The sequence below is a fragment of the Vibrio sp. JZG120 genome (genome assembly GCF_053890955.1).
Genome location: NZ_JBSRRK010000008.1, coordinates 221,946 through 243,628 on the forward strand (window position 1 = coordinate 221,946; position 21,683 = coordinate 243,628).

Genomic DNA, 21,683 nt, shown 5'->3' on the forward strand with positions numbered 1-21,683 from the left:
TGTAGCTATAGTGTTAACACGCTCTCAAGAGAGCAAAATGGTTAACCTTTGTAACCAGTGGCTACAACAAAGACTTCTCGAGAGCGAGCTCGCGATGAGTCTGGTTTTCTAATTTTTACGGCTTTAAACATGTCTCGGACTTCTTTCACATACTGATCGAAGCCTTCCCCCTGGAAAACCTTTACGACAAAGCTACCATTAGGCGCTAGAACTTGTCGACACATATCTAAAGCCAATTCAACTAAATACATAGCACGAGGTTGGTCAACAGAGTTATTTCCCGCAATATTAGGTGCCATGTCAGACATTACTACGTCTACCATTGAAGGTTGGATTCTTTCTAGCAAAGCTTCCAATACTGCATCATCGCGAAAGTCGCCTTGTAAAAAGCTGACACCTGCAATCGGGTCCATAGGAAGCAAATCACACGCAATGATCTGACCACTGTCTCCTACTATCTTAGCAGCATATTGAGACCACCCGCCCGGTGCCGCACCCAAATCGACGACTGTCATCCCAGGCTTTAACAATTTATCTTTCGTTTGAATCTCATCGATCTTGAAATAAGCACGTGAGCGATAGCCTTTTTTACGAGCCTCATTCGCGTATTTATCATCAAAGTGTTCTTTCAACCAACGACCAGAACTAGCCGAATGTTTTTGTTTACTCATTTTAATCCCAACAAGGCGCAAATTGGAGCTATTGTTTTAATAGGCGCTACCTATTACTCAATAAATTATAGTCTTCAGCAATAGATGGCGTTAAAATAGCTTTTTTCAACCCTTATTTTAAAGAAAATTGGCCGCGTAATGAACCTAAGCACCAAACAAAAGCAGCACCTTAAAGGCCTAGCTCACAGTTTAAAACCTGTCGTGCTAATGGGCGCAAATGGACTTACAGAAGCCGTGCTAGCAGAAATTGAAATCGCTCTTAACCATCACGAACTAATCAAAGTAAAAGTTGCTTCAGAAGATCGTGAAACAAAACAGCTAATCATCGACGCTATCGTACGTGAGACGGGCGCAGAAAAAGTTCAGACTATTGGTAAAGTGCTTGTGCTGTACCGCCAGTCTGAAGAGCGTAAAATCGAAATCCCTCGTAAGTAATTCTACTTACGTTGCTGAAGAAAAAAGGTCGCCATTGGCGACCTTTTTGCGTTTTATTGGAGTAACAGACTACTCTCAACGACTTAGATGTACTCTACTCGGTCGATTTCGAAGTCTTTCGCGCCACCCGGAGTTTGAATAGCAACCTCATCGCCTTCCATCTTACCGATCAAGCCACGAGCAATTGGTGAGCTTACTGAAATACGGCCAGCTTTAATGTCTGCTTCGTCATCACCAACAATTTGGTATGTTTTTTCTTCTTCGGTGTCGATGTCAATCAAGGTTACGGTTGAACCAAAAATAACTTTACCCGTGTTTTCCATCTTCGTTACATCAATTACTTGAGCAACTGATAGTTTGTATTCAATGTCACGGATTTGTGCTTCACAGATACCCTGCTCTTCTCGAGCGGCGTGATATTCTGCGTTCTCTTTTAAATCACCTAACTCACGAGCTTCAGCGATTGCCTCTGAAATTTGAGGACGTAGTTTAAGTAGACGATCGAGTTCTGCACGTAGCTTTTGCTCGCCACGTAGTGTCATTGGAACTTTTTCCATTTTATAACCTCAAGCCCAAATGGGTCTTTGGACAAAAAAAGCCCACCCTGCCATAGGGCTGGGTAGTGCGCTTAAAGATGTATTTCATTTAGTGTAAACAAACTCCCGGACGAAATCATCTTAATTCGAAAGGCTGTAAGACTATGCCCTTTCGGCATAATGATATAAGTCACTTTTAGAACGATTCTAGAGTGCATCACTGTCGCAATTTGTTGAAAAACAACACTGTTCATTACACAAAAAACATCAAAAAAGATAAAAACTAATCAATGTCAGACGAATGTTATAGCCACAAAATCTTATTTAAAACAAAAAGTTAAACAAAAAACCAGAACAATCGAACAGTGTTCATCGATACGATTTATATCATTTTACTAACTCATACGGAAACTTTAGCAGTAAAACATGTCCAGCGAGTTGTTAGATCAAAGGCTTACAAGGGCGAATTATACCGCTCATTGGCCGATTATAGACCAACAACTTGTGAGAGATTACCTCTCCCCCATACAACAATGATTATGGACAGCTAACTAGGACAAATAAGATGAAAAAGACTCTAATTGCTCTTTCTGTATCTGCAGCAGCTATGGCAACTGGCGTAAACGCAGCTGAACTTTACAACCAAGACGGCACTTCTCTAGAAATGGGCGGCCGTGCTGAAGCACGTCTATCTATGAAAGATGGCGATGCTCAAGACAAATCTCGCATCCGTCTAAACTTCCTTGGTAAACAAGAGATCAATGACAACCTATACGGTGTTGGTTTCTGGGAAGGTGAATTTGAGACTGCTCAAAACGGTACTGTAGACGGCGATGACAAGAGCGATCTAGAAACTCGTCTTGCTTACGCTGGTCTTGGCGGTGCTTACGGTGAGTTCGCATACGGTAAAACTGAAGGTGCACTAGGCGTTATCACTGACTTCACAGATATCATGGCTTACCACGGTAACTCTGCAGCAGACAAACTAGCTGTAGCAGACCGTACAGACAACATGATGGCTTACAAAGGTCAATTCGAAAACCTAAGTGTTAAAGCAAGCTACCGCTTCGCTGACCGTGTAGAACAAAACGGTGAATACTCTGATAACAAACAAGACGGCTACTCTCTATCAGCTATCTACGCTGTAGCAGACACTGGTCTTGAGCTTGGTGCTGGTTACGCAGACCAATACGATGCAAACGAGTACATGCTAGCTGCATCTTACACAATGTCTGATCTTTACTTCGCTGGTATCTTCACAGATGGCGAAAAAATGACTGACACATTCAACAACACTGTTGATTACACTGGTTACGAACTAGCGGGTGCTTACACGCTAGGTCAAACAGTATTCACAACAACGTACAACAATGCAGAAACTGACAACGAAACTTCTGCAAACAACTTCGCTGTTGATGCTTCTTACTACTTCAAACCTAACTTCCGCGGTTACGTTTCTTACAACTTCAACCTAATTGACGCTGGCGATAAGTTCGGCTCAACTAGCGGTAAGACAGTTGCGAACAAGATCGATGCTGAAGACGAGCTAGCTCTAGGTCTACGTTACGACTTCTAATTCCGGTCTTTGACTAGAATATCGAATGCCCGCTTCAAGCGGGCATTTTTTATACTCCATTTTAAGCCGCGCGCCTTTCTCTCATGTCTCATTCCTGATGACATACAAAGCATTTCTTTAGTTACCTAGCATATTGAAAGGACTTGCGTATACTCAATCACATAACTCACCTTAGAAAGTATCATTATGCGTTTACGTTGGCCCTTGCTCATATTCTCTTCATTACTTTCTGCTTTTTCACAAGCGTACCCTCATCAAAAAGTGTTGCCGGAAGGCTCTCGCATCAGTTTAGTCGCAGAAAAACTCAGTGAGAATGCTGAACTTGACGGTGTTCATCCTACCGAACAACTGTTCCCACCAGCCAGTACATTAAAAATCGTCACAGCATTAGCGGCGAAGTTAGAGCTGGGTGATAACTTCCGCTTTCGAACCAAGCTAGAAGCGTCGAGCTCAGACGCAGTGATTTACTTTGTCGGCGATCCAACGCTCCAAACCAACGATTTAAAATCACTTCTTACCCTAGCCAAGAAAAATGGCTTAAAACGTATTGACGGTGACTTATGGCTCGATAACAGCGCATTCACTGGTTACAACCGTGCAGTGGGCTGGCCGTGGGATATCTTGGGAGTTTGCTACAGCGCTCCGGCATCGACCATCACACTCAATAACAACTGCGTGCAGGCTTCTATCTATACGCAAAAAGACGGTGGGACTCGAGTCTACGTACCTGAGCATCAACCTATTCGTGTAACAAGTACTGTCGAGACCGTTTCTAAAACGATTAAGAAAAGTCGTCATTGCGATTTAGGCTTAGTCGCAAACCCTGATAACAACTACAAGCTAACTGGATGCTTAGTTGAGAGGGAGAAACCATTGCCACTTAAATTTGCCGTTCAAGATCCCGAACTTTATACTAGCCATAGATTGGCAGCTTTGCTTAAGCAGCTCAATATTGAGTTATCAGGAAAGATTAGGATCGGTTCGGCTCCGGAAAAACAGCGCAAGCTAATCGCCATGCATCAATCAGAGGCATTACCAGACATTCTGGAAGAGATGCTTAAAAACTCTGATAACTTGATTGCAGATACATTAACCAAAACACTTGGCGCTAAGTTTTTTGTTCAGTCAGGTAGCTTTGCCAACGGTACAGAGGCGATCAAGCAGATCATTTTCGCCAATACTGGTATTGATATTCGTAATGCGCGCCTAGAAGACGGCTCAGGACTTTCACGAAACAATCGTATCTCCGCCACCAAAATGGCGGAAATTCTTCGTTATATTTGGAAGCACGAAGACGAGCTTAAACTGATCGCCATCATGCCGAAGTCAGGTGAGTCAGGCACACTAAAGTACCGACAAAGTATGCGAAAGTTGCCAATTAAAGGACAATTGATCGCCAAAAGCGGCTCCCTCTACGGAACTTACAACATGGCCGGATATGGCTTGGATAAAAATGGTCAACCTAATACCGTTTTTGTTCAGTTTGTTTCAGACTACTTCCCAGAAAAAAGGGACGATAACAAACCTGTCATCGCCCCTATTACACATTTTGAGCAGCTTTTTTATAGTGATATTGTGAACTTTAGTCAGGCGATACCCAAGAAATAGTTCACCACATTAAAGTATATCCACATCCCTGAAATATCGACGATAGATGCAAGCACTGGACTCACCAATACTGCTGGGTCCATCTTGCAAGCTCGTGCAATAATTGGTAGCAGCCCACCTAATGTTGTAGAAATTGTTACTTGGATGAATAACGCAACCGCTATTGCCAATGCGATATCGGTAAGTTCAAAGCCCCCAGTTGATTGACCGGCACTAAATAACATAATGCGTCCAATCATCACGATAGCGATAGCTAACGCAATAAATAGAGCAACGCGGCTCTCTTTCCACAAAACTTCTAGCCATTGGCGTTTCTTTAGCTCCCCAGTTGCAAGAGCACGAATCACCAAAGTTGCAGCTTGTGTTCCTGTATTACCACCAGCCGCAGCGATCACAGGCATGTACACCGCAAGCAAAACGAGCTGGCTAAGGGTGTCCTCATACTGAGCAATGATCAAACCCGACACAATCCCTAAAAGTGCCAGTGCAATGATCCACCCAATACGCTGCTTCACGTGCCCCAAAACACTAGTCGATAAATAACCATCAGGTGTATCAACTTCAGACATATGCAAACCCAATTGGTGAGCATAATGACGTGCGCGTTTGTCATGGCCAGCTTGCTCAAGTTGAGCAATAAGACTATTCACATAACCGACAGAGCAATGCTGCAAAATACCTACCGCCTCATCAATCGGCATGATCGTAAGCAAATGGACTTGTTGCTCTTTCTCATACTGCAAAAATGCATTGCGAGCTGCACCAATTTCTACTTCAGAAAAGTTTGGTGTTGTTTCAATAAAAGTGTTGTTCATTACCGTCATGGCGAATCTCCCGATTGGCATTGGTAACGACCATCGACAAAGCACGCAAAGTCAATCTTGCATACTTAAAGTCATACAACAATTAAGATGCGCAGAGAAAACCAATGCGGATGCACTGTCTATTCAGAATGTATGAAGGAAATAACGAGAAGAAAATTAGAAAAGATGCCTCACCACTTAGGTAAGGCGGAGATCGCCAATACCGAAGCGGGTTATTTCGCTCCCTTGATCTTACTCACCCAACGACTGGGAGGATGGTCGGTATTGTTCATGTAAATCTCCGATAACGCAGCCATTATTGGCTGCGCGAGTATAGTAGCAAAGTTCAACATGTTTGGAAGTTTTACTTTGTCTTTTTCGCTAAATTTTTATACAAAAAAAGCGCCCATCAGGCGCTTTCATTTGCAGCGATTATTGATTACTGAATAGTAATACGTGCAAATTTACGTTTGCCTACTTGGAACACGTAAGTACCCGCTGCTGGAGCAAATTTGCTGTCCGCAATTTTTTCACCATCCATCTTCACAGCGCCCTGCTTAACCATACGCATCGCATCTGACGATGATGGGCATAAGCCAGCTTCTTTCAACAGATTACTCACTGGGCGACCTGCATCAAAATCAAATTCTGGCATTTCATCAGGAATTTGGTTCTTCGCAAAACGGTTTACGAATTCTTGCTCTGCCGCATCTGCATCAGCTTCACTGTGGAAACGAGCAATAATTTCTTTTGCTAGCAATACTTTGATGTCACGAGGGTTTTTGCCCGCTTCTACATCAGCTTTGAATTGAGCAATCTCTTCCAGAGGACGGAAAGATAGCAGCTCGTAGTAGCTCCACATTAGGTCATCCGAAATAGACATGATTTTACCAAACATTTCGCTTGGCGCTTCGCTGATACCGATGTAGTTGTTTGCTGACTTAGACATCTTCTTCTCGCCATCAAGGCCCACTAGAAGAGGCATCATCAGTACAACCTGTGGTTTTTGACCGTGAGACTTTTGCAGTTCACGCCCCATTAGCAGGTTGAACTTCTGGTCAGTACCACCAAGCTCAACGTCAGTTTCCATTGCTACTGAGTCCCAACCTTGTAGAAGTGGGTACATGAACTCATGAATAGCAATTGGCTGACCACCCGCGTAACGCTTTTTAAAGTCATCACGTTCTAGCATACGAGCAACGGTTTGGTTTGCAGCAAGACGAATCATACCTTCTGCACCAAGCTCAGATAACCACTCAGAGTTGAACTGAATCTTAGTTTTTGCAGGGTCTAAAATTTTGAATACCTGCTCTTTGTAAGTTTCTGCATTACGCAATACGTCTTCGCGGCTTAGCGGTGGACGTGTTGTGTTTTTACCTGTTGGGTCACCAACCATTGCCGTGAAGTCACCAATTAGGAACGTCACCTCATGACCTAGCTCTTGGAACAAGCGAAGCTTATTGAAAATAACCGTATGACCTAGGTGAATATCTGGAGCCGTAGGATCCGCACCCAATTTAATACGTAGAGGACGGTCTTCTTTTAGTTTTGCGATAAGCTCTTCTTCTGGAATCAGCTCTTCAACACCGCGCTTAATCTCGGCTAGTGCAGCTTCAATGCTCGCCATTCTTGTTCACTCCCACAGATTTGGCAAAAATATAATAGCTGAACATATTACTTGAATAGCGATGCATTTTGAAACACGTTAGACTAGGTAGTTGTCAATTTTTCCGTTTAATTTAGCAATCAAGTACCTCATGCATTCGATTTTTGTCCGACTTCCACTCTTGCACAAAGTATTGATCGGTTTTTTTAGTGCGCTGATTATCCTCGCGCTCTTCTTTTTACCTGATCCGCAAGACCTAGACCCGCAGCAGAGCCGATTAAAAGTTGGTCAACATTATCCTGTGCCAGTTTCCCTAGAACTCAGTGCACTAAACAGTTCGTCTCCAGCGTCCTCCGCTGTACTGCGTTGGGAAACATACAAAGTGAAAAATGGTGAGAGTGCCGCCATCTTGTTTAGTCGCGTGGGGCTTTCTGCCCGCCTATTGCATGAGCTTGTCTCATCAGACAAAGAAGTGGAAAAGCAATTAACCCGGCTTCGACCTGGCGATCGATTGCAATTCGGTTTTGATGAAAACAACGACTTAGTACAGTTAAGAAGAACATTAAGCGCATTCGAAACTTTTCGTATCACGTTAAAAGACGGCAAATACGTCTCAGAAGTCGATAAAAAAGAAGTCGACTTCCAGTACAACTACGCTGAAGCCACCATCAAATCAAACTTTTGGAATGCGGGAATCTCTTCGGGATTAAATGGCAACCAAATCATGGAACTGGCCGGCATATTTGGCTGGGATATCGACTTTGCTTTAGATATTCGTAAGAACGACAGCTTCCGAGTGCTTTACCAAGAGGAAGTGGTAGAAGGTGAAGTGATTGGACGCGGAAAAATCATTGCTGCGATATTTAAAAACCAAGGCGATACTTTCACCGCAATACTGGATCAGAAAAGTGGCAAGTATTATGACGAAAATGGACGAGCAATGAAAAAGGCGTTCTTGCGCGCACCGTTGGATTTCCGTCGAGTTTCGTCTAACTTCAACCCACGCCGCTTACACCCTGTAACGGGACGCGTTCGTCCTCACAGAGGCACAGATTATGCGGCACCTGTGGGCACCCCGATTTGGGCGGCTGGTGATGGTGTCGTTCAAAAATCGTCTTACAACAAATTTAATGGTAACTACGTTTTCATTAAACATAGCAATACTTACATTACCAAGTACCTGCACTTAACCAAACGTACGGTACGAGCTGGTCAACGCGTTAAACAAGGCCAAACCATTGGTACGCTTGGCGGAACAGGTCGTGTAACAGGCCCTCACCTACACTATGAGTTCCTTGTGAATGGTGTCCATAAAAACCCGCGCACGGTGAATTTGCCACAATCTAAATCCCTAACAGGAAAAGCGAGACAAACTTTCATGGCAAACGCGAAAATTAGCATGGACAAACTTGAGCGCTACAGCAAACTGCTAGCAATGAAGTAAGCCAGGTATTGAAAAGGGCAGCTCAGCTGCCCTTTTTGTTTCTTTAATATCATCACAATGAAGCTTACTTTTCGGAGTGATGCTCTCTCCCGAGCATAAGCAAACACGGTGTCAGAACTAACGTTAGCAAAGTCGCAAACGCCAAACCACCCGCGACAGCAGTCGCAAGCTGAGACCACCATTGAGTGCTTGGCGCGCCAAATTCCACTTTTTGGTTAACTAAGTCGATGTTCATTTCTAGCACCATTGGCAATAAGCCTAGTATGGTGGTCACCGTCGTGAGTAAAACGGGTCTTAAACGCTGCACACCTGTACGCAAGATCGCCTCAGATTTCTCTAAGCCACGTTTACGCATCTGATTATAAGTATCGATTAATACGATGTTGTTATTCACAACAATACCTGCAAGCGCAATCACCCCTATTCCCGACATGATGATGCCAAATGGCTTTTGGAAAATAAGCAATCCAGCAAAGACCCCAACGGTAGAAAACAACACAGCACTGAGGATTAAGAAAGCTTGATAAAAGCTATTAAACTGCGTAATTAAAATCAGAGCCATCACACCAAGCGCGACAATAAAAGCATTTTGTAAGAATGCTGATGAGTTTTCCTGCTCTTCATTTTGACCCCGAATCTTATATTCAATGCCTTCCGGTAAGTCGAGCTGTTCCATTCCAGCGGCAATCTTCGGTAGCTCAAGAGCCAAATTGTAACCTTCCACCATATCCGCTTTAATATTGATAACTCGATGACCGTCGACCCGACGAATGGTGTCTTGCTTATGATCTGGTTTGATTTGAGCAAAATTCGTAACCGGTACCAGACCAGCTGCCGTTTTCACTCTCAGTTGGTCAAATCGACCAATATCGCGCTTATCTTGTGGATAGCGTACCAAAATATCGACTTCTTCATCCGCATCATCGGGCAAATAATCGCCTATTTTCAAACCGTTTGTAACAAACTGAACAGTATTCCCGACTAAGGTCGCATCCGCTGCAAAGCGAGAGGCGTCATCTCGCTGGATATCAATTTGCCAATCAATCCCTTCCTTATTAGTGGTATCACTCAAATTGGTCAGTGCAGGATTACCATCAGCCCAGTGTCGGACTTGTTTGGCCGCTTCATCTAACGCACTAACACTCAAGTTTCGCGATGACACTTCAATCACGAGATCATGCTCAACAGGCGGTCCTGCGTCCGGGAATTTATACTCAAGTTCAACACCATAAAAGCGATCTGTGGTCTCTTTTAGCTCTTCAATAATGGTTTTCACTTTGCGTCGATACTGCCAATCCACAGGTGTTATCTGAATCTGTCCGATTTCATCCCCATTATCACTGGAGCCTGTACGCGTGTAGACACTTTCAAACTCGTCATGACCGAGCATCACCTTCTCTATTTCGCGCATAACCACATCTTTTTCGTGAATAGACAGGTCACCATAAGAACGAACTTTAACGGTAAAAAAGGCTGGGTCCACTTCAGGGAAAAACTCTGCACCCAAGCCAGCCTTGTTGTAAGTGAAGCCGACACCTGCCGCTAGCAGTATCGCGCTGAGTAATACTTTCCATGGATGACGAATCGCTACCGACAGAGTCTGGTAATAAAGTTTGGTAATGCCTGTCGCTTTTTCAAAGTTGCCGTTATGCAGCTCAACCATTTCTCGCTGAGCTTTCTGATTGACTACTTGAGGCTTGCCAATGATCCCACCGATGACAGGAACGAACAGTAAAGCCATCATCAGCGAAGCGGCCAAAGTAGCAATTAAAGTAAGTGGTAAGTACTTCATGAACTCACCAGTAATGTCTGGCCAGAAAAGTAACGGAGCAAACGCAGCCAATGTGGTTGCTGTGGATGCGGTAATAGGCCAGGCCATTCGCTTTGCTGCATCTCGATAGGCTTCTTTACGAGGTGTACCCTCTTGCATGCGCCTATCCGCAAACTCTGTCACCACAATGGCACCATCCACCAACATGCCCACCGCCATAATTAAAGCAAACAGTACGACGATATTGACCGTAAGCCCAAATACCGATAACACCAACAACCCAGTCAAGAACGATCCCGGAATAGAAATCCCTACGAGAAGCGCGGTCCTAACCCCCAATATGGCAATAATGACGATCACTACGAGGATAATTGCGGATAAGATATTGTTTTGTAGATCACTGAGCATCAATTTGACATCGTCGGATTGATCCCAAGTGTATTTAACTTGCAAATTACTTGGCCACTCCGCTCGCAGTTGTCCTTGAGCAATCACCTCTTTGACTAACGCTACGGTTTCAATAATGTTCTCGCCCGCACGCTTTTTCACGTCAAGCACAATGGCAGGCTCACCATCTAAACGAGCAAAACTTTCAGGGTCGCGAAATGCACGTCGTACTGTCGCCACATCGCCAAAGGTGATCACCTCTTTGCCATTCACTTTGATTGGCAGTTCAAGCACATCTTTCAGTGAATCAAACACCGATGGGACTTTTACCGAAAAGCGTCCATACCCAGTATCGACAAATCCCGCTGCAACCACTCGGTTATTCAAGGCGATTAAATTATAAATATCCGCTTGATCGAGACCGTAGCTTTCCATCAATAGCGGATCGACAACTATTTCCACGATGTCTTCGCGATCCCCTGCGATTTCAACCTCAAGAACCTGACGGAAACTCTCCAAACGATCACGTAGCGTTCTGGCAATCTGTACAATGGTCCGCTCTGGTACGGTGCCATATAGAACAACAGTCAAAACAGGCTCTTCAGATGCAAACGTGACTTCATTTACCGTTGGCTCATCACTGTCCTCTGGTAATTTTGGCTTCGCAAGGTCAACGGCGTCTCGGACATCTGCCATCGCTTTATCAAGATCCACTCCAACACTAAATTCCAGCGTTACCGAAGCATGACCTTCTGATGCCACAGAGGTCATCTCTTTTACGCCTTCAATAGAGCGCAACTCTTGCTCTATTGGGCGAACTAATAAACGCTCGGCATCGACGGGAGAAATGCCTTGATGCCCAACAGAAACGTAGATAATAGGAATGGTAATATCAGGGCTCGATTCCTTGGGGATTGTGACGTAAGTAATGACACCGGCAATTAAGATCATCACCAGTAATGTCAGCATGGTGCGAGCGCGGGATAACGCAGCATCAATCAGAGTGTACATAAGTGCTCCTTACTGCTCACTAGCCGCTTCAACAACTACGTCATCAACTTTGTTGGCCAGCACCTGATCGCCATCGCGTACAAACCCTTGCCCCAGCACGATAATATCGGCTCGTTCTCCTAACCCAGAGAGCCAAACGCCATCATCTTCGGCCTTAACGAGCTGAATCGGAACAAATTCAACATGCTCATTACGCAGTGTTTTAACACCTAAATTACCTTCTTCATCGAGTGCTAGCATTGCAGCCGTAATCTTTACCGCCAACACTTCACTCAACGGCAGCTGTACTTCAGCGCTCATACCGGCCGGAATTCTTGCGTCTTGGTTATCAATTTCGATTTCAATTGGAAAGGTGTTAGTAGAAGCAGAAGAAACACGCCCAATGTAGCGTACCCGACCTTGATAATGCTGTTGGTTAATGGTTCTTACATCGGCTTGTAGGCCTTCCTTAAGGTATTGTATATGCCGCTCACTGACATCGGCTTCAATCACCAAAGTGTCCAAATCAATGACCGTCGCAATAGGATCGCCAATCCCTACAAAGTCGCCTAACTCAACAAAGTGGTGATCAACAATGCCATCGAATGGTGCTTTCACCTCGGTATTTCTTAATGCCGTTTGCACGTTGCTCAAATTCGCTCGAGCATCCACCAATGCCGCTTGTGCTGTCGCAAACGCAACTTCGCCCTGTAGTCCGCGACTTTTTAGCGATTTAGCTGCATTAAACTCTTTCTCTTTAACCAACAGCATCGCCTGAGCCCGCTTGAGCTGAATACCAAGATCACGCTTGTCGATGCTTGCGATTACTTGCCCCTGCTTGACTGTTTGACCTTTTTCTATACTGAGGCTGACTATTTTACCGGCGACTTCAGCGCCAAGGCGCGCTTGACGATTGGGTGCAGTCCGCCCATACAGTTCGATGGTTTTACTTGTGGGTTCAGCAATAAAGGTGTCGAACATCACCTTTGCAAGTGGCGTGGTGTTCGTTGAAGAGGATGAAGAATTGAGATTATCATCTTGTGCTTTCAGTTGACCGATTGCCAGCCATGCAACAAGAAGCAATATGAGGATAAGAGATACTAGCCACGGGCGCTCGACAATGCGACGTCCGAAAGACGATCCAGACATATAAAGTCCTTTTTATTATTTCTCTGCATATTCTGCGAGAGCGACTTTACGTGACATCCTTCTACGTAAAGTTCAGGCAGCCACTGGCTGCCTGATTGGTGTTAATTACACACTGAACGATGCACCACAACCACATGTTGTCGTTGCATTTGGGTTGTTTACAAAGAAGCGCGCTCCTTCTAACCCTTCTGTGTAGTCAACAATGCCGCCAACGAGATATTGCAGACTCATAGGGTCTACAACCAGTGTTACACCACTGTTTACGATTGTCGTATCGCCTTCGTTTACATTTTCATCAAAAGTAAAGCCGTATTGGAAGCCGCTACAGCCGCCACCAGTAATGTATACGCGCAGTTTCAATGCTGGGTTTTCTTCTTCAGCAATCAATGCTTTAACGCGAGATGCTGCTGCGTCAGAAAAAGATAATGGTACGTTTACTTCGCTCACGAAGACCTCTCTCACTCGTGTAATGCGTCAAGCCTGAAACAAGACGTCAAATTTGTGCTAATTGAGACGATTATCCAATACCTGACAAACTCGTTCAAGTATTCACCGCCGATTCTTTATAACAGATGCGGATATATAAGATTACACTGCGAAACAACACATAAATTAAGCAAAACGTTTCTAACTTGATTATAGCTAGGTACAATGCGCTCCACTTGGTCCGAGCAATCAAAAGAGGATAACCCCATGACCAAATCATCAGAGCTGTATCAAAAAGCTCAGCAAACCATCCCTGGCGGTGTCAATTCACCAGTTCGTGCATTCAACGGCGTTGGCGGCTCTCCGCTATTTATCGAACGAGCAGACGGTCCACTGATTTTTGATGCCGATGGTAAAGCGTACATTGATTACGTTGGCTCTTGGGGTCCAATGATTCTTGGCCACAACCACGCGGTTATCCGCGAAGCCGTCATTGACGCAGCGCAACGCGGCCTTAGCTTCGGCGCACCAACTGAACTTGAAATCGCGATGGCAGAGTTAGTTTCTGAACTTGTTCCATCAATGGAGCAAATCCGCATGGTAAGTTCTGGTACAGAAGCGACTATGAGCGCGATTCGCCTTGCACGTGGCTTCACTGGTCGCGACAAGATCATGAAGTTTGAAGGTTGTTACCATGGTCACGCAGACAGCTTACTAGTAAAAGCGGGCTCTGGTGCACTGACCCTTGGTCAACCAAGCTCTCCTGGCGTTCCAGCAGATTTTGCTAAGCACACGCTAACAGCAACATTCAACGACCTAGATTCTGTACGCGAGCTATTCGCTGCTAACAAAGGCGAAATCGCTTGTATCATCGTTGAGCCAGTTGCAGGCAACATGAACTGTATCCCACCAGTGGAAGGCTTCCACGAAGGTCTACGTGAAATCTGTGATCAAGAAGGCGCCCTACTGATTTTTGATGAAGTAATGACAGGCTTCCGCGTGGCACTTGGTGGCGCACAAGCGCACTACAACATCAAGCCAGACCTAACGACACTGGGTAAAGTGATCGGTGGTGGTATGCCAGTGGGTGCTTTTGGTGGTCGTAAAGAAGTAATGCAATACGTTGCGCCAACGGGTCCGGTTTACCAAGCGGGTACGCTTTCTGGCAACCCTGTCGCAATGGCTGCAGGCTATGCATGTTTGAACCTTCTAAAAGAAGAAGGCAACGAAAAACGCCTAGCTTCAAAAACCAAACAACTAGCAGATGGCTTTAAGTCTCTAGCAGAGAAACACGGTATTCCTCTGGTTGTGAACCAAGTGGGCGGCATGTTTGGCTTCTTCTTCACTGACCAAGAAAAAGTGACTTGCTACGAAGACGTAACGAAGTGCGATGTGGAACGCTTCAAGCGCTTCTTCCACTTAATGCTCAAACACGGTGTCTACCTAGCGCCTTCAGCGTTCGAAGCGAGCTTTACTTCCCTTGCTCACGGTTCAAAAGAAATCGATGCCACGCTAGAAGCGGCTGACCGCTGTTTTGCAACTCTTGCAGAAGAAGCAAAATAATCGCTTAAAAGCTGCGGTAACTAATTTAAAAAAGGACCATCACGGTCCTTTTTTATTGCCAATTCAATATAACCAATACTGCTAAAACACCAATAACAATGCCAAACCACGGTATTCGTTTGGCTTTTTTCTCGGTTTGACACTTTTTATCACCGTTGCAACAACCCATAGTTCATCTCTTGATTGATAACCGACTGATTTGTGGTCATTATAACAAGGTATATTGCTCTGCTCTAATTCGGCATTGTCATAAGCTTGAAAGAGTTAAGAGTGCAAAGTAATAAAGGTTCAACGCCATCTTTGAAGGCGCAAACCGTAAACGTCACCTGTAAGTTGGACTAATCTCATGCCAAATAATGTAAAAATAACGTCGAGTCACCGAGTGCTAATGGTCGCTTTACTCGCCGCTGCTTTTGCTTGCTACTTATTGGTTGAGCCATACATCAATTCCATTGTGATGGCTTTTATCATTTCTTTGCTCATGTTTCCGGTACACGAATGGTTTGAGCGGAAAATTCCCAAGCACCCCAATATGGCCGCGCTGCTGTCATGTGTCGTCTTGACGTTTATTATCGTTATCCCACTGCTATTTGTGTTTGCAGCCATTGTTCAACAAGGCTCTGTTTTTTCACAAAATACGTACAACTGGGTCACTAATGGCGGCATCCAAGATATATTCCAACATCCTTTCGTTATCAAAGGTTTAGCTATAGTTAATGAGTACTTACCTTTCGATAAAATCGAGCCAAAAGCCATTGCGGAAAAAATTGGTCAATTTGCCACATCGTTTGGCTCTAACCTAGTTGCTATCAGTGCCAAAATTTTAGGAGACGCCACCAACTTCCTAATGAATTTTTTCCTGATGCTGTTTGTGCTGTTTTTTCTACTTCGTGATCACGACAAAATTATCTCTGCGATTCGTCATATTCTGCCACTCTCACGTAGCCAGGAAGACCGTATATTGACAGAGATCGAGCAGGTTTCTAAATCAGCCGTGATGGGCTCATTCCTAACGGCTATTGCTCAGGGTCTGGCTGGCGGTATCGGTATGTGGCTCGCTGGCTTCCCTGGGTTATTTTGGGGAACGATGATGGGCTTTGCATCATTCATTCCAGTGGTCGGAACCGCACTAATCTGGATTCCTGCAGCGGCCTACTTGTTCTTAACAGGCGATATGACTTGGGCTATCTTCTTGACGGTGTGGAGTGTGGTCGTCGTTGGTTCTATTGATAACCTGTTGCGTCCGCTGCTAATGCAAGGCAGCGCAGGCATGAACACCTTAATGATTTTCTTCTCGTTACTGGGTGGTCTGCACCTGTTTGGTTTGATTGGTCTTATCTACGGTCCACTGATTTTTGCCGTGACAATGGTACTGTTTAATATCTACGAAGAAGAATTCAAAGACTTCCTCAACCAGCAAGACAACAGCTAGTCACAGCTTAATCACTTCAAGCTTGGGGCAGATTGTGCGAAAATCTGCCCCAATTATTTCTGATGAACCCAATTTATGTCTGCTTATATCGCTCCTAGCCAAATAGCTCAGCGTCAGCTCGAGTACTTCAACGGAAAACATGTTTTAGTTGCAGGTGAAGTCGAAGATCTCTTTCCACTTGAACTGACCAAACACTGTGAATCTGTGGAAGTCTTCACTTCAAACTACAGCTTCTACCGTCAAATTCGCACTCATAACAAGGTTAAAAGCCATTTTGGTTCTGAGTTTAATACTGAGACACAAGCAGACATGGTGCTTTTGTACTGGCCTAAAGCCAAAGCCGAAGCCGAATACCTTCTGGCGATGTTGATGGCGAAACTAGGCGTGAACACTGAAATTGTAGTGGTTGGCGAAAACCGCTCAGGTGTTAAAAGCATCGAGAAGATGTTCAAAGAGTATGGCCCGGTCAATAAATACGATTCCGCTCGTCGCTGTTCATTTTACTGGGGCACTTGCCTCAATGAACCAAAGCCGTTCAATCAAGCAGACTGGTTTAAAACCTATACGGTCACACTTGGTGAGCAATCACTGACTGTTAAGAGCTTGCCTGGAGTATTCAGTCATGGCGAATTCGATTTAGGTAGCCGCCTATTACTCGAAACCCTACCTACTCTATCAGGTAAAGTCCTCGACTTTGGATGTGGTGCTGGGGTGTTAGGTGCTTTCATGGCAAAAGCCAATCCGGAAATTGCGATTGAGATGTGTGACATTAACGCGTATGCCATCACATCGAGTCAAGCCACACTAAAAGCCAATGGATTAACCGGCCATGTATTCGCCTCTGATATTTACTCAGACACTGCCGACGATTATCGTTTTATCATTAGTAACCCACCTTTCCACAGTGGTTTGGATACGAACTACAACGCAGCAGAAACACTCTTGGGTCAGGCTCCAAAGTATCTCGATAACCATGGTGAAATGATCATTGTCGCGAATAGCTTCTTAAAATATCCACCAATTATTGAGCGAGCGTTTAATAATTGCGAGACGCTAAATAAGACCAATAAGTTTTCTATCTACTACGCGAAAAAGTCATAATCTTCCCTCGCGCAGGTACAAACCTGTGCGATTTTTTCTCAAAAACTCAACACTCATAAGAAAAACTGCGTCACCCTGCACGCTTTACAACTAACTTTCTTGTCAAAGAAAAAAAACTCGTTAATTTTGTTAATTCTATCTAGTTGAACATCTTATCCGTTTTTAACGAGAACCTCGGCAGCGAAGTACATTTTAGAACTGCCCTTTATGAGTTGTAATCTTATCCATGTTTAAATTCTACAAAAAACAGAAATTTAAGCGCCTTCAGAGTACACTGATGACCGCATTTCTGGTGCTCAGTATCACACCTCTTACTATTACTGCGATCTTTTTCCTACAGTCCCACAGTAAAGATCTGCAAGAACAAAGCACCTCACACTTGTTGTCTGTTCGAGATACAAAACAACAGCAAATTATCGACTACTTTGAGGCGCGGGAAACCGAAGTCATGGGCTTTGTGCGCTCTGAACTGGCTTACGCCAGTGGTGGTCGATTCTACGGTCTCGTCAATGCTTTTAGTCGTTTAGGTAATGACATTGAAGAATCTCGTAAAAATGCCCAACAGCGCTACATTGAAGGCAGCGGAGATCAAATCAAAACGTCAACGTTACCCGAGTCTTCCAACTATGTCGGAAGTGAACGTTACCGACTCTTACATAAACGTTACCACTGGGCCTACTTGGAGCTCCTCAAGCGCTCTGATTTTAATGATATTTTGCTGGTCGATATCAACGGTAATGTCACCTACTCGATCAACAAAGACGATAACTACGGAACAAACTTATTATCAGGCCCCTACAAAGACTCAGCACTTGGCAAAACCTTCAAGCGTCTAGCTGATGACGTCACTGAACGCCGTAAGGTGAATGAAGACTACACCCCTGTGATTGTGTCTGATTTCGAACTGGAAGGTGGTAAACAAGTCGCTTGGTTAGGTGCTCCAATTGTTCAGCAAGGCTACCTACACAGCTATGCTATGTTCCGCTTACCAAATAATGGCATCACGAAGTTAGTCGCAGACGCCAACCGAGAGTCATCCATTAACACCTTACTGGTTGGAAATGATCACCAACCTCGCACAATTAACACCAAGCAAGATGACATTAAGAACAGCTTAGAAGTGATCGATAAAGCACTCTCTGGTGCATTTGGCGTCGGCACTTACACGAACGGTTTAGGTGAAGAGATCATCGCTGCTTATGCACCGATTGAGACGCGTGGTGTTATTTGGGCACTCGTCGTGCAATTACCAGAAAACGAAGCTTTCGCTCGTATTCATCAACTCGAAAAACTGTTTGTTATCGCCATGCTGATCGCCATCATTCTAGTGGTAATCGCTTCCCATTATTTATCAAACTTTATTACTTCTCCGTTGCTGAAGTTAACTTGGGCTGCCGAAAAAGTGTCTGCCGGAGATCTTGATGACACCACCTTTAATACGGTTCGCAAAGATGAAATTGGCCGTCTTGCGCTGAGTTTTGAACGAATGCAACGCTCTATTCGAGAGAAAATTCAAACCATTAAGAAGCAAAATGAAGAGCTCGAGAGCAACATCCAGATCATTCAAAAACAAAATGATGAACTGCAATTGGCCGACAAACTTAAAGATGAGTTCTTAGCCACCACTTCTCATGAACTCCGCACACCATTGCACGGCATGGTCGGAATCGCTGAGACTTTAGCGTCCGGCGCTAACGGTGCTATTCCTGCTAGCCAAAAATATCAGCTTGATATCATCATTAAAAGTGGGCAACGTCTCGCAAACCTTGTTGATGACTTATTGGATTATCATAAAATGCGTTACGGAAGCATGGATATCCAGAAGTCAGCGGTGAGTTTAGCCAGTGCAACGCGACTGGTACTAGAGCTTTCCAGCCATTTACTCGGAAATAAAACCATCCGTATCATCAACCAAGTACCAGCGGATTTGAAAGCGGTGTCTGCCGATCCTCAACGCCTTGAACAAGTGTTATATAACCTGATCGGTAATGCGATTAAGTACACCTCAGAAGGTAAAATCGTTATCTCCGCCAATGTGGTTGATGATCATGTTCGTGTGCAAGTTGTGGATACTGGGCAAGGTATTCCCGCAGAACATCTTGAACATATTTTCGAGCCACTTATCCAAGCAGGACAAGACGCAAGTCGCTATCGTCAAGGTGCGGGGCTCGGGCTTTCGATTAGCCGTCAATTGATTGAGTTGATGGGTGGCTCGTTATACGTCAGCAGCCAGCCTATGGTCGGCACCACCTTCAGTTTCACGTTACCACTTGCCAGTGAAGAAGAGATCCAAACAACTCAAACCCTTGCAGCACACGGACACTTCCAGATTCCTGAAATCGATGTAGAGAACAATGAAGACTTATCACTGCCAGAGAATCCAGACGGCCCGTTACTGTATGTCGCTGACGATGAGCCAGTAAACCTGCGTGTGCTTGAGAGCTTCTTACGTTTAGAGGGCTATCGCGTACGTACCGTCTCTGATGGACCAGAAACATTAGCACTCGTTGAGCAGGAAAAACCGGAACTCCTATTATTGGATATCATGATGCCAGGCATGAGCGGCTATCAAGTCTGTAGTGAATTACGTGAAACTTATGACCATGCCGAGCTACCTATCATTATGCTCACCGCGCTTAGTCAAACAGAAGATCGTGTACGAGGCTTTGAAGCAGGAGCCAACGACTATTTATCTAAGCCATTCAATAAACAAGAGCTAGCTGCGCGCATCCAAGCGCACTTAACGGCAAGCCAAGCTGAAATGCGCCACATGGAGAATAAGATACTTGAATCTGAACTTCGCCAACGAGCGGCTGTAGAGGCAAGCTTATTAGAAACTCAAGGGCGATTGTTGGAACAACTGGAATCGGCTCCTGAAGCGATTATCTGTTTGCGTGAAGATAAACGTATCCGGTTTGCTAATGAAGCTGCTTGCAAGCTATTCAAGCGTAACTTAGAACAATTAAAACGTTCATCTGCCGATGAGTTGATTGCACCTAAATATCTGACCGTCAAACAACCTCATTACTGTGGCAAGATTGATATCTATATTGAAGATATTCGTCAAAACATCGAAGCAGACATTCTTAAACTACCTGAAGGCTCAGGCTTAGATGTCATGTATATCTTTAATGTTGGCGGAGGAGCCAATGCCGCTCGCATACACAACCTAGAAACCGCAGTAGAGGTGCTTTCAAGTTATGCTTTTGATGGCGATAAAGACCAGCTGCAGAAGCTGAAAGAACTCGGTGGAGAGTTTACACGCCTTGCAGACAAAGCGCTTGGTAACAAAAAAGACAAACAAGAGCTAATGCGAGAAATTCTGGTCGACGCAATGACACATGCCTTAGAGTATTGGGAGTCAGTCACTGGTGAAAGTAAATTCGCATTTGCCGAACAAAGTGGCTTATGGCGCGTTTATCTTGACCGTAGCACTCTGCAAACACGCACTTTGGATAAATACATGCGTATAGAAACGCTGCCGAAAACGCCACGTTGGAGAACAGTATTGAGCTCGATAGAATTCATCCTTGAACACTGTAAAGAACAGAGTCCTGAGCGTGCGTACATCGAAGCTCAACGAGATAAACTACAGCGACTGTTGACCAGCTAATACCTATCAAAAAAACTAGCCCAGCGCATACGCTGGGCTTTTTATTATCCAAGCCTTCTCTTTCTCTAAAGACGAACAATACAGCGACTCTCTACCGTTACCACATTAAGATGCCGAATAAGCCTCTGGACAAAGTTGTCCATGGTAGGCATTCCAAACATACGCTTCTATCGATATAACCTACCCAAACTAGGTTGAGTCGAGCGAATAAAACACTTCATTTTCATAATAAAAAAAGAGCAATAAATGAGAGAAAACTGTCGATAAAAGAGACTATTTTTCAGATAACAAACGGTTTTTAACCAACAATTGACAGAGATTGCGAACTCAATCACAACAGAACGGCAGATTAATTTTTAGCTAATTAATTAACACATTTTCTGCATGTGAGCGAGATCTCCGAACCAGGAAGGGAATCATAAGGCTTTTATTTTAAAAAGATTACAGGTTAGCAACCACTAACACTTACTATTAACAAGGATATAAACTGCGACGCATATCAACGTTTATTTTTTGGTCTATCTCTAGTCAAAATTAGCCAAAATAACGTTTATAACGGAGAGTGACGATAT

The 21,683-nt window shown here is 44.4% G+C and carries 15 protein-coding genes; 8 read left to right on the forward strand and 7 right to left on the reverse strand.

Going from position 1 to position 21,683, the window contains the following annotated elements; translation table 11 throughout:
* Window positions 1–41: 41 nt before the first annotated feature.
* The gene (gene rlmE / locus ACWPOD_RS17225) at window positions 42–671 is read right to left on the reverse strand and encodes a 23S rRNA (uridine(2552)-2'-O)-methyltransferase RlmE (RefSeq protein WP_005388985.1); all 630 of its coding nucleotides are present in this window, start codon (window positions 669–671) and stop codon (window positions 42–44) included.
* Between the two features lie 138 nt (window positions 672–809).
* Between rlmE and yhbY the strand changes: the two genes are divergently transcribed.
* On the forward strand, window positions 810–1,106 hold the full coding sequence (gene yhbY, locus ACWPOD_RS17230; protein ID WP_005380066.1) for a ribosome assembly RNA-binding protein YhbY: 297 nt from the start codon (window positions 810–812) through the stop codon (window positions 1,104–1,106).
* A gap of 83 nt (window positions 1,107–1,189) precedes the next feature.
* Here yhbY and greA read toward each other — a convergent pair whose 3' ends face one another.
* On the reverse strand, window positions 1,190–1,663 hold the full coding sequence (gene greA, locus ACWPOD_RS17235) for a transcription elongation factor GreA (protein ID WP_005380065.1): 474 nt from the start codon (window positions 1,661–1,663) through the stop codon (window positions 1,190–1,192).
* A 544-nt stretch (window positions 1,664–2,207) separates the two neighbouring features.
* Between greA and ACWPOD_RS17240 the strand changes: the two genes are divergently transcribed.
* Both ACWPOD_RS17240 and dacB read left to right on the forward strand, forming a co-directional pair.
* Window positions 2,208–3,218 (forward strand): porin, encoded by a 1,011-nt coding sequence (locus ACWPOD_RS17240; RefSeq protein ID WP_012841444.1) that lies wholly within the window; start codon window positions 2,208–2,210, stop codon window positions 3,216–3,218.
* A gap of 186 nt (window positions 3,219–3,404) precedes the next feature.
* Window positions 3,405–4,826, forward strand: a complete 1,422-nt coding sequence (gene dacB, locus ACWPOD_RS17245) for a serine-type D-Ala-D-Ala carboxypeptidase (RefSeq protein WP_182019893.1) — start codon at window positions 3,405–3,407, stop codon at window positions 4,824–4,826.
* On the opposite strand, the gene ACWPOD_RS17250 is transcribed toward dacB, so the two are convergent.
* Together ACWPOD_RS17250 and tyrS are read right to left on the reverse strand one after the other, a co-directional pair.
* Window positions 4,805–5,650, reverse strand: coding sequence for a magnesium transporter (locus tag ACWPOD_RS17250; protein WP_395197865.1), 846 nt, complete (start codon window positions 5,648–5,650; stop codon window positions 4,805–4,807). The two genes, dacB and ACWPOD_RS17250, sit on opposite strands and share 22 nt — an antisense overlap.
* Before the next feature lie 418 nt (window positions 5,651–6,068).
* Window positions 6,069–7,256 (reverse strand): tyrosine--tRNA ligase, encoded by a 1,188-nt coding sequence (tyrS, locus tag ACWPOD_RS17255; protein ID WP_053809228.1) that lies wholly within the window; start codon window positions 7,254–7,256, stop codon window positions 6,069–6,071.
* Window positions 7,257–7,386: 130 nt separating this feature from the next.
* Between tyrS and ACWPOD_RS17260 the strand changes: the two genes are divergently transcribed.
* Complete coding sequence (locus tag ACWPOD_RS17260) at window positions 7,387–8,679, forward strand: peptidoglycan DD-metalloendopeptidase family protein (protein WP_199803534.1); 1,293 nt, start codon at window positions 7,387–7,389, stop codon at window positions 8,677–8,679.
* A 64-nt stretch (window positions 8,680–8,743) separates the two neighbouring features.
* On the opposite strand, the gene vmeK is transcribed toward ACWPOD_RS17260, so the two are convergent.
* The 3 genes from vmeK to erpA all read right to left on the reverse strand — a co-directional run bounded on the left by vmeK (window position 8,744) and on the right by erpA (window position 13,423).
* Window positions 8,744–11,848 carry a multidrug efflux RND transporter permease subunit VmeK gene (gene vmeK / locus ACWPOD_RS17265; protein ID WP_456232083.1) on the reverse strand — a complete coding sequence of 1,035 codons (3,105 nt, stop codon included), beginning with the start codon at window positions 11,846–11,848 and terminating at the stop codon, window positions 8,744–8,746.
* Between the two features lie 9 nt (window positions 11,849–11,857).
* Window positions 11,858–12,976, reverse strand: a complete 1,119-nt coding sequence (locus ACWPOD_RS17270) for an efflux RND transporter periplasmic adaptor subunit (protein WP_145473514.1) — start codon at window positions 12,974–12,976, stop codon at window positions 11,858–11,860.
* Between the two features lie 105 nt (window positions 12,977–13,081).
* Window positions 13,082–13,423, reverse strand: a complete 342-nt coding sequence (gene erpA, locus ACWPOD_RS17275; protein WP_005380031.1) for an iron-sulfur cluster insertion protein ErpA — start codon at window positions 13,421–13,423, stop codon at window positions 13,082–13,084.
* 246 nt (window positions 13,424–13,669) lie between these two features.
* Between erpA and hemL the strand changes: the two genes are divergently transcribed.
* The 4 genes from hemL to ACWPOD_RS17295 all read left to right on the forward strand — a co-directional run bounded on the left by hemL (window position 13,670) and on the right by ACWPOD_RS17295 (window position 21,111).
* A complete protein-coding gene (hemL, locus tag ACWPOD_RS17280; protein WP_012841437.1) occupies window positions 13,670–14,965 on the forward strand; it encodes a glutamate-1-semialdehyde 2,1-aminomutase in 1,296 nt (431 codons plus the stop codon).
* Between the two features lie 346 nt (window positions 14,966–15,311).
* Entirely contained in the window at window positions 15,312–16,397 is a 1,086-nt protein-coding gene (locus tag ACWPOD_RS17285; protein WP_006743285.1) for an AI-2E family transporter, read from the forward strand.
* 75 nt (window positions 16,398–16,472) lie between these two features.
* A complete protein-coding gene (gene rsmC, locus ACWPOD_RS17290; protein ID WP_005394693.1) occupies window positions 16,473–17,498 on the forward strand; it encodes a 16S rRNA (guanine(1207)-N(2))-methyltransferase RsmC in 1,026 nt (341 codons plus the stop codon).
* 226 nt (window positions 17,499–17,724) lie between these two features.
* Window positions 17,725–21,111 carry a hybrid sensor histidine kinase/response regulator gene (locus tag ACWPOD_RS17295; RefSeq protein WP_243328177.1) on the forward strand — a complete coding sequence of 1,129 codons (3,387 nt, stop codon included), beginning with the start codon at window positions 17,725–17,727 and terminating at the stop codon, window positions 21,109–21,111.
* Window positions 21,112–21,683 lie beyond the last annotated feature (572 nt).

Excerpts from the sequence above, each read along its gene's own strand:
- rlmE (WP_005388985.1), bottom strand. The coding sequence starts at position 671 with ATGAGTAAACAAAAACATTCGGCTAGTTCTGGTCGTTGGTTGAAAGAA.
- yhbY (WP_005380066.1), top strand. The coding sequence starts at position 810 with ATGAACCTAAGCACCAAACAAAAGCAGCACCTTAAAGGCCTAGCTCAC.
- greA (WP_005380065.1), bottom strand. The coding sequence starts at position 1,663 with ATGGAAAAAGTTCCAATGACACTACGTGGCGAGCAAAAGCTACGTGCA.
- ACWPOD_RS17240 (WP_012841444.1), top strand. The coding sequence starts at position 2,208 with ATGAAAAAGACTCTAATTGCTCTTTCTGTATCTGCAGCAGCTATGGCA.
- dacB (WP_182019893.1), top strand. The coding sequence starts at position 3,405 with ATGCGTTTACGTTGGCCCTTGCTCATATTCTCTTCATTACTTTCTGCT.
- ACWPOD_RS17250 (WP_395197865.1), bottom strand. The coding sequence starts at position 5,650 with ATGACGGTAATGAACAACACTTTTATTGAAACAACACCAAACTTTTCT.
- tyrS (WP_053809228.1), bottom strand. The coding sequence starts at position 7,256 with ATGGCGAGCATTGAAGCTGCACTAGCCGAGATTAAGCGCGGTGTTGAA.
- ACWPOD_RS17260 (WP_199803534.1), top strand. The coding sequence starts at position 7,387 with ATGCATTCGATTTTTGTCCGACTTCCACTCTTGCACAAAGTATTGATC.
- vmeK (WP_456232083.1), bottom strand. The coding sequence starts at position 11,848 with ATGTACACTCTGATTGATGCTGCGTTATCCCGCGCTCGCACCATGCTG.
- ACWPOD_RS17270 (WP_145473514.1), bottom strand. The coding sequence starts at position 12,976 with ATGTCTGGATCGTCTTTCGGACGTCGCATTGTCGAGCGCCCGTGGCTA.
- hemL (WP_012841437.1), top strand. The coding sequence starts at position 13,670 with ATGACCAAATCATCAGAGCTGTATCAAAAAGCTCAGCAAACCATCCCT.
- ACWPOD_RS17285 (WP_006743285.1), top strand. The coding sequence starts at position 15,312 with ATGCCAAATAATGTAAAAATAACGTCGAGTCACCGAGTGCTAATGGTC.
- rsmC (WP_005394693.1), top strand. The coding sequence starts at position 16,473 with ATGTCTGCTTATATCGCTCCTAGCCAAATAGCTCAGCGTCAGCTCGAG.
- ACWPOD_RS17295 (WP_243328177.1), top strand. The coding sequence starts at position 17,725 with ATGTTTAAATTCTACAAAAAACAGAAATTTAAGCGCCTTCAGAGTACA.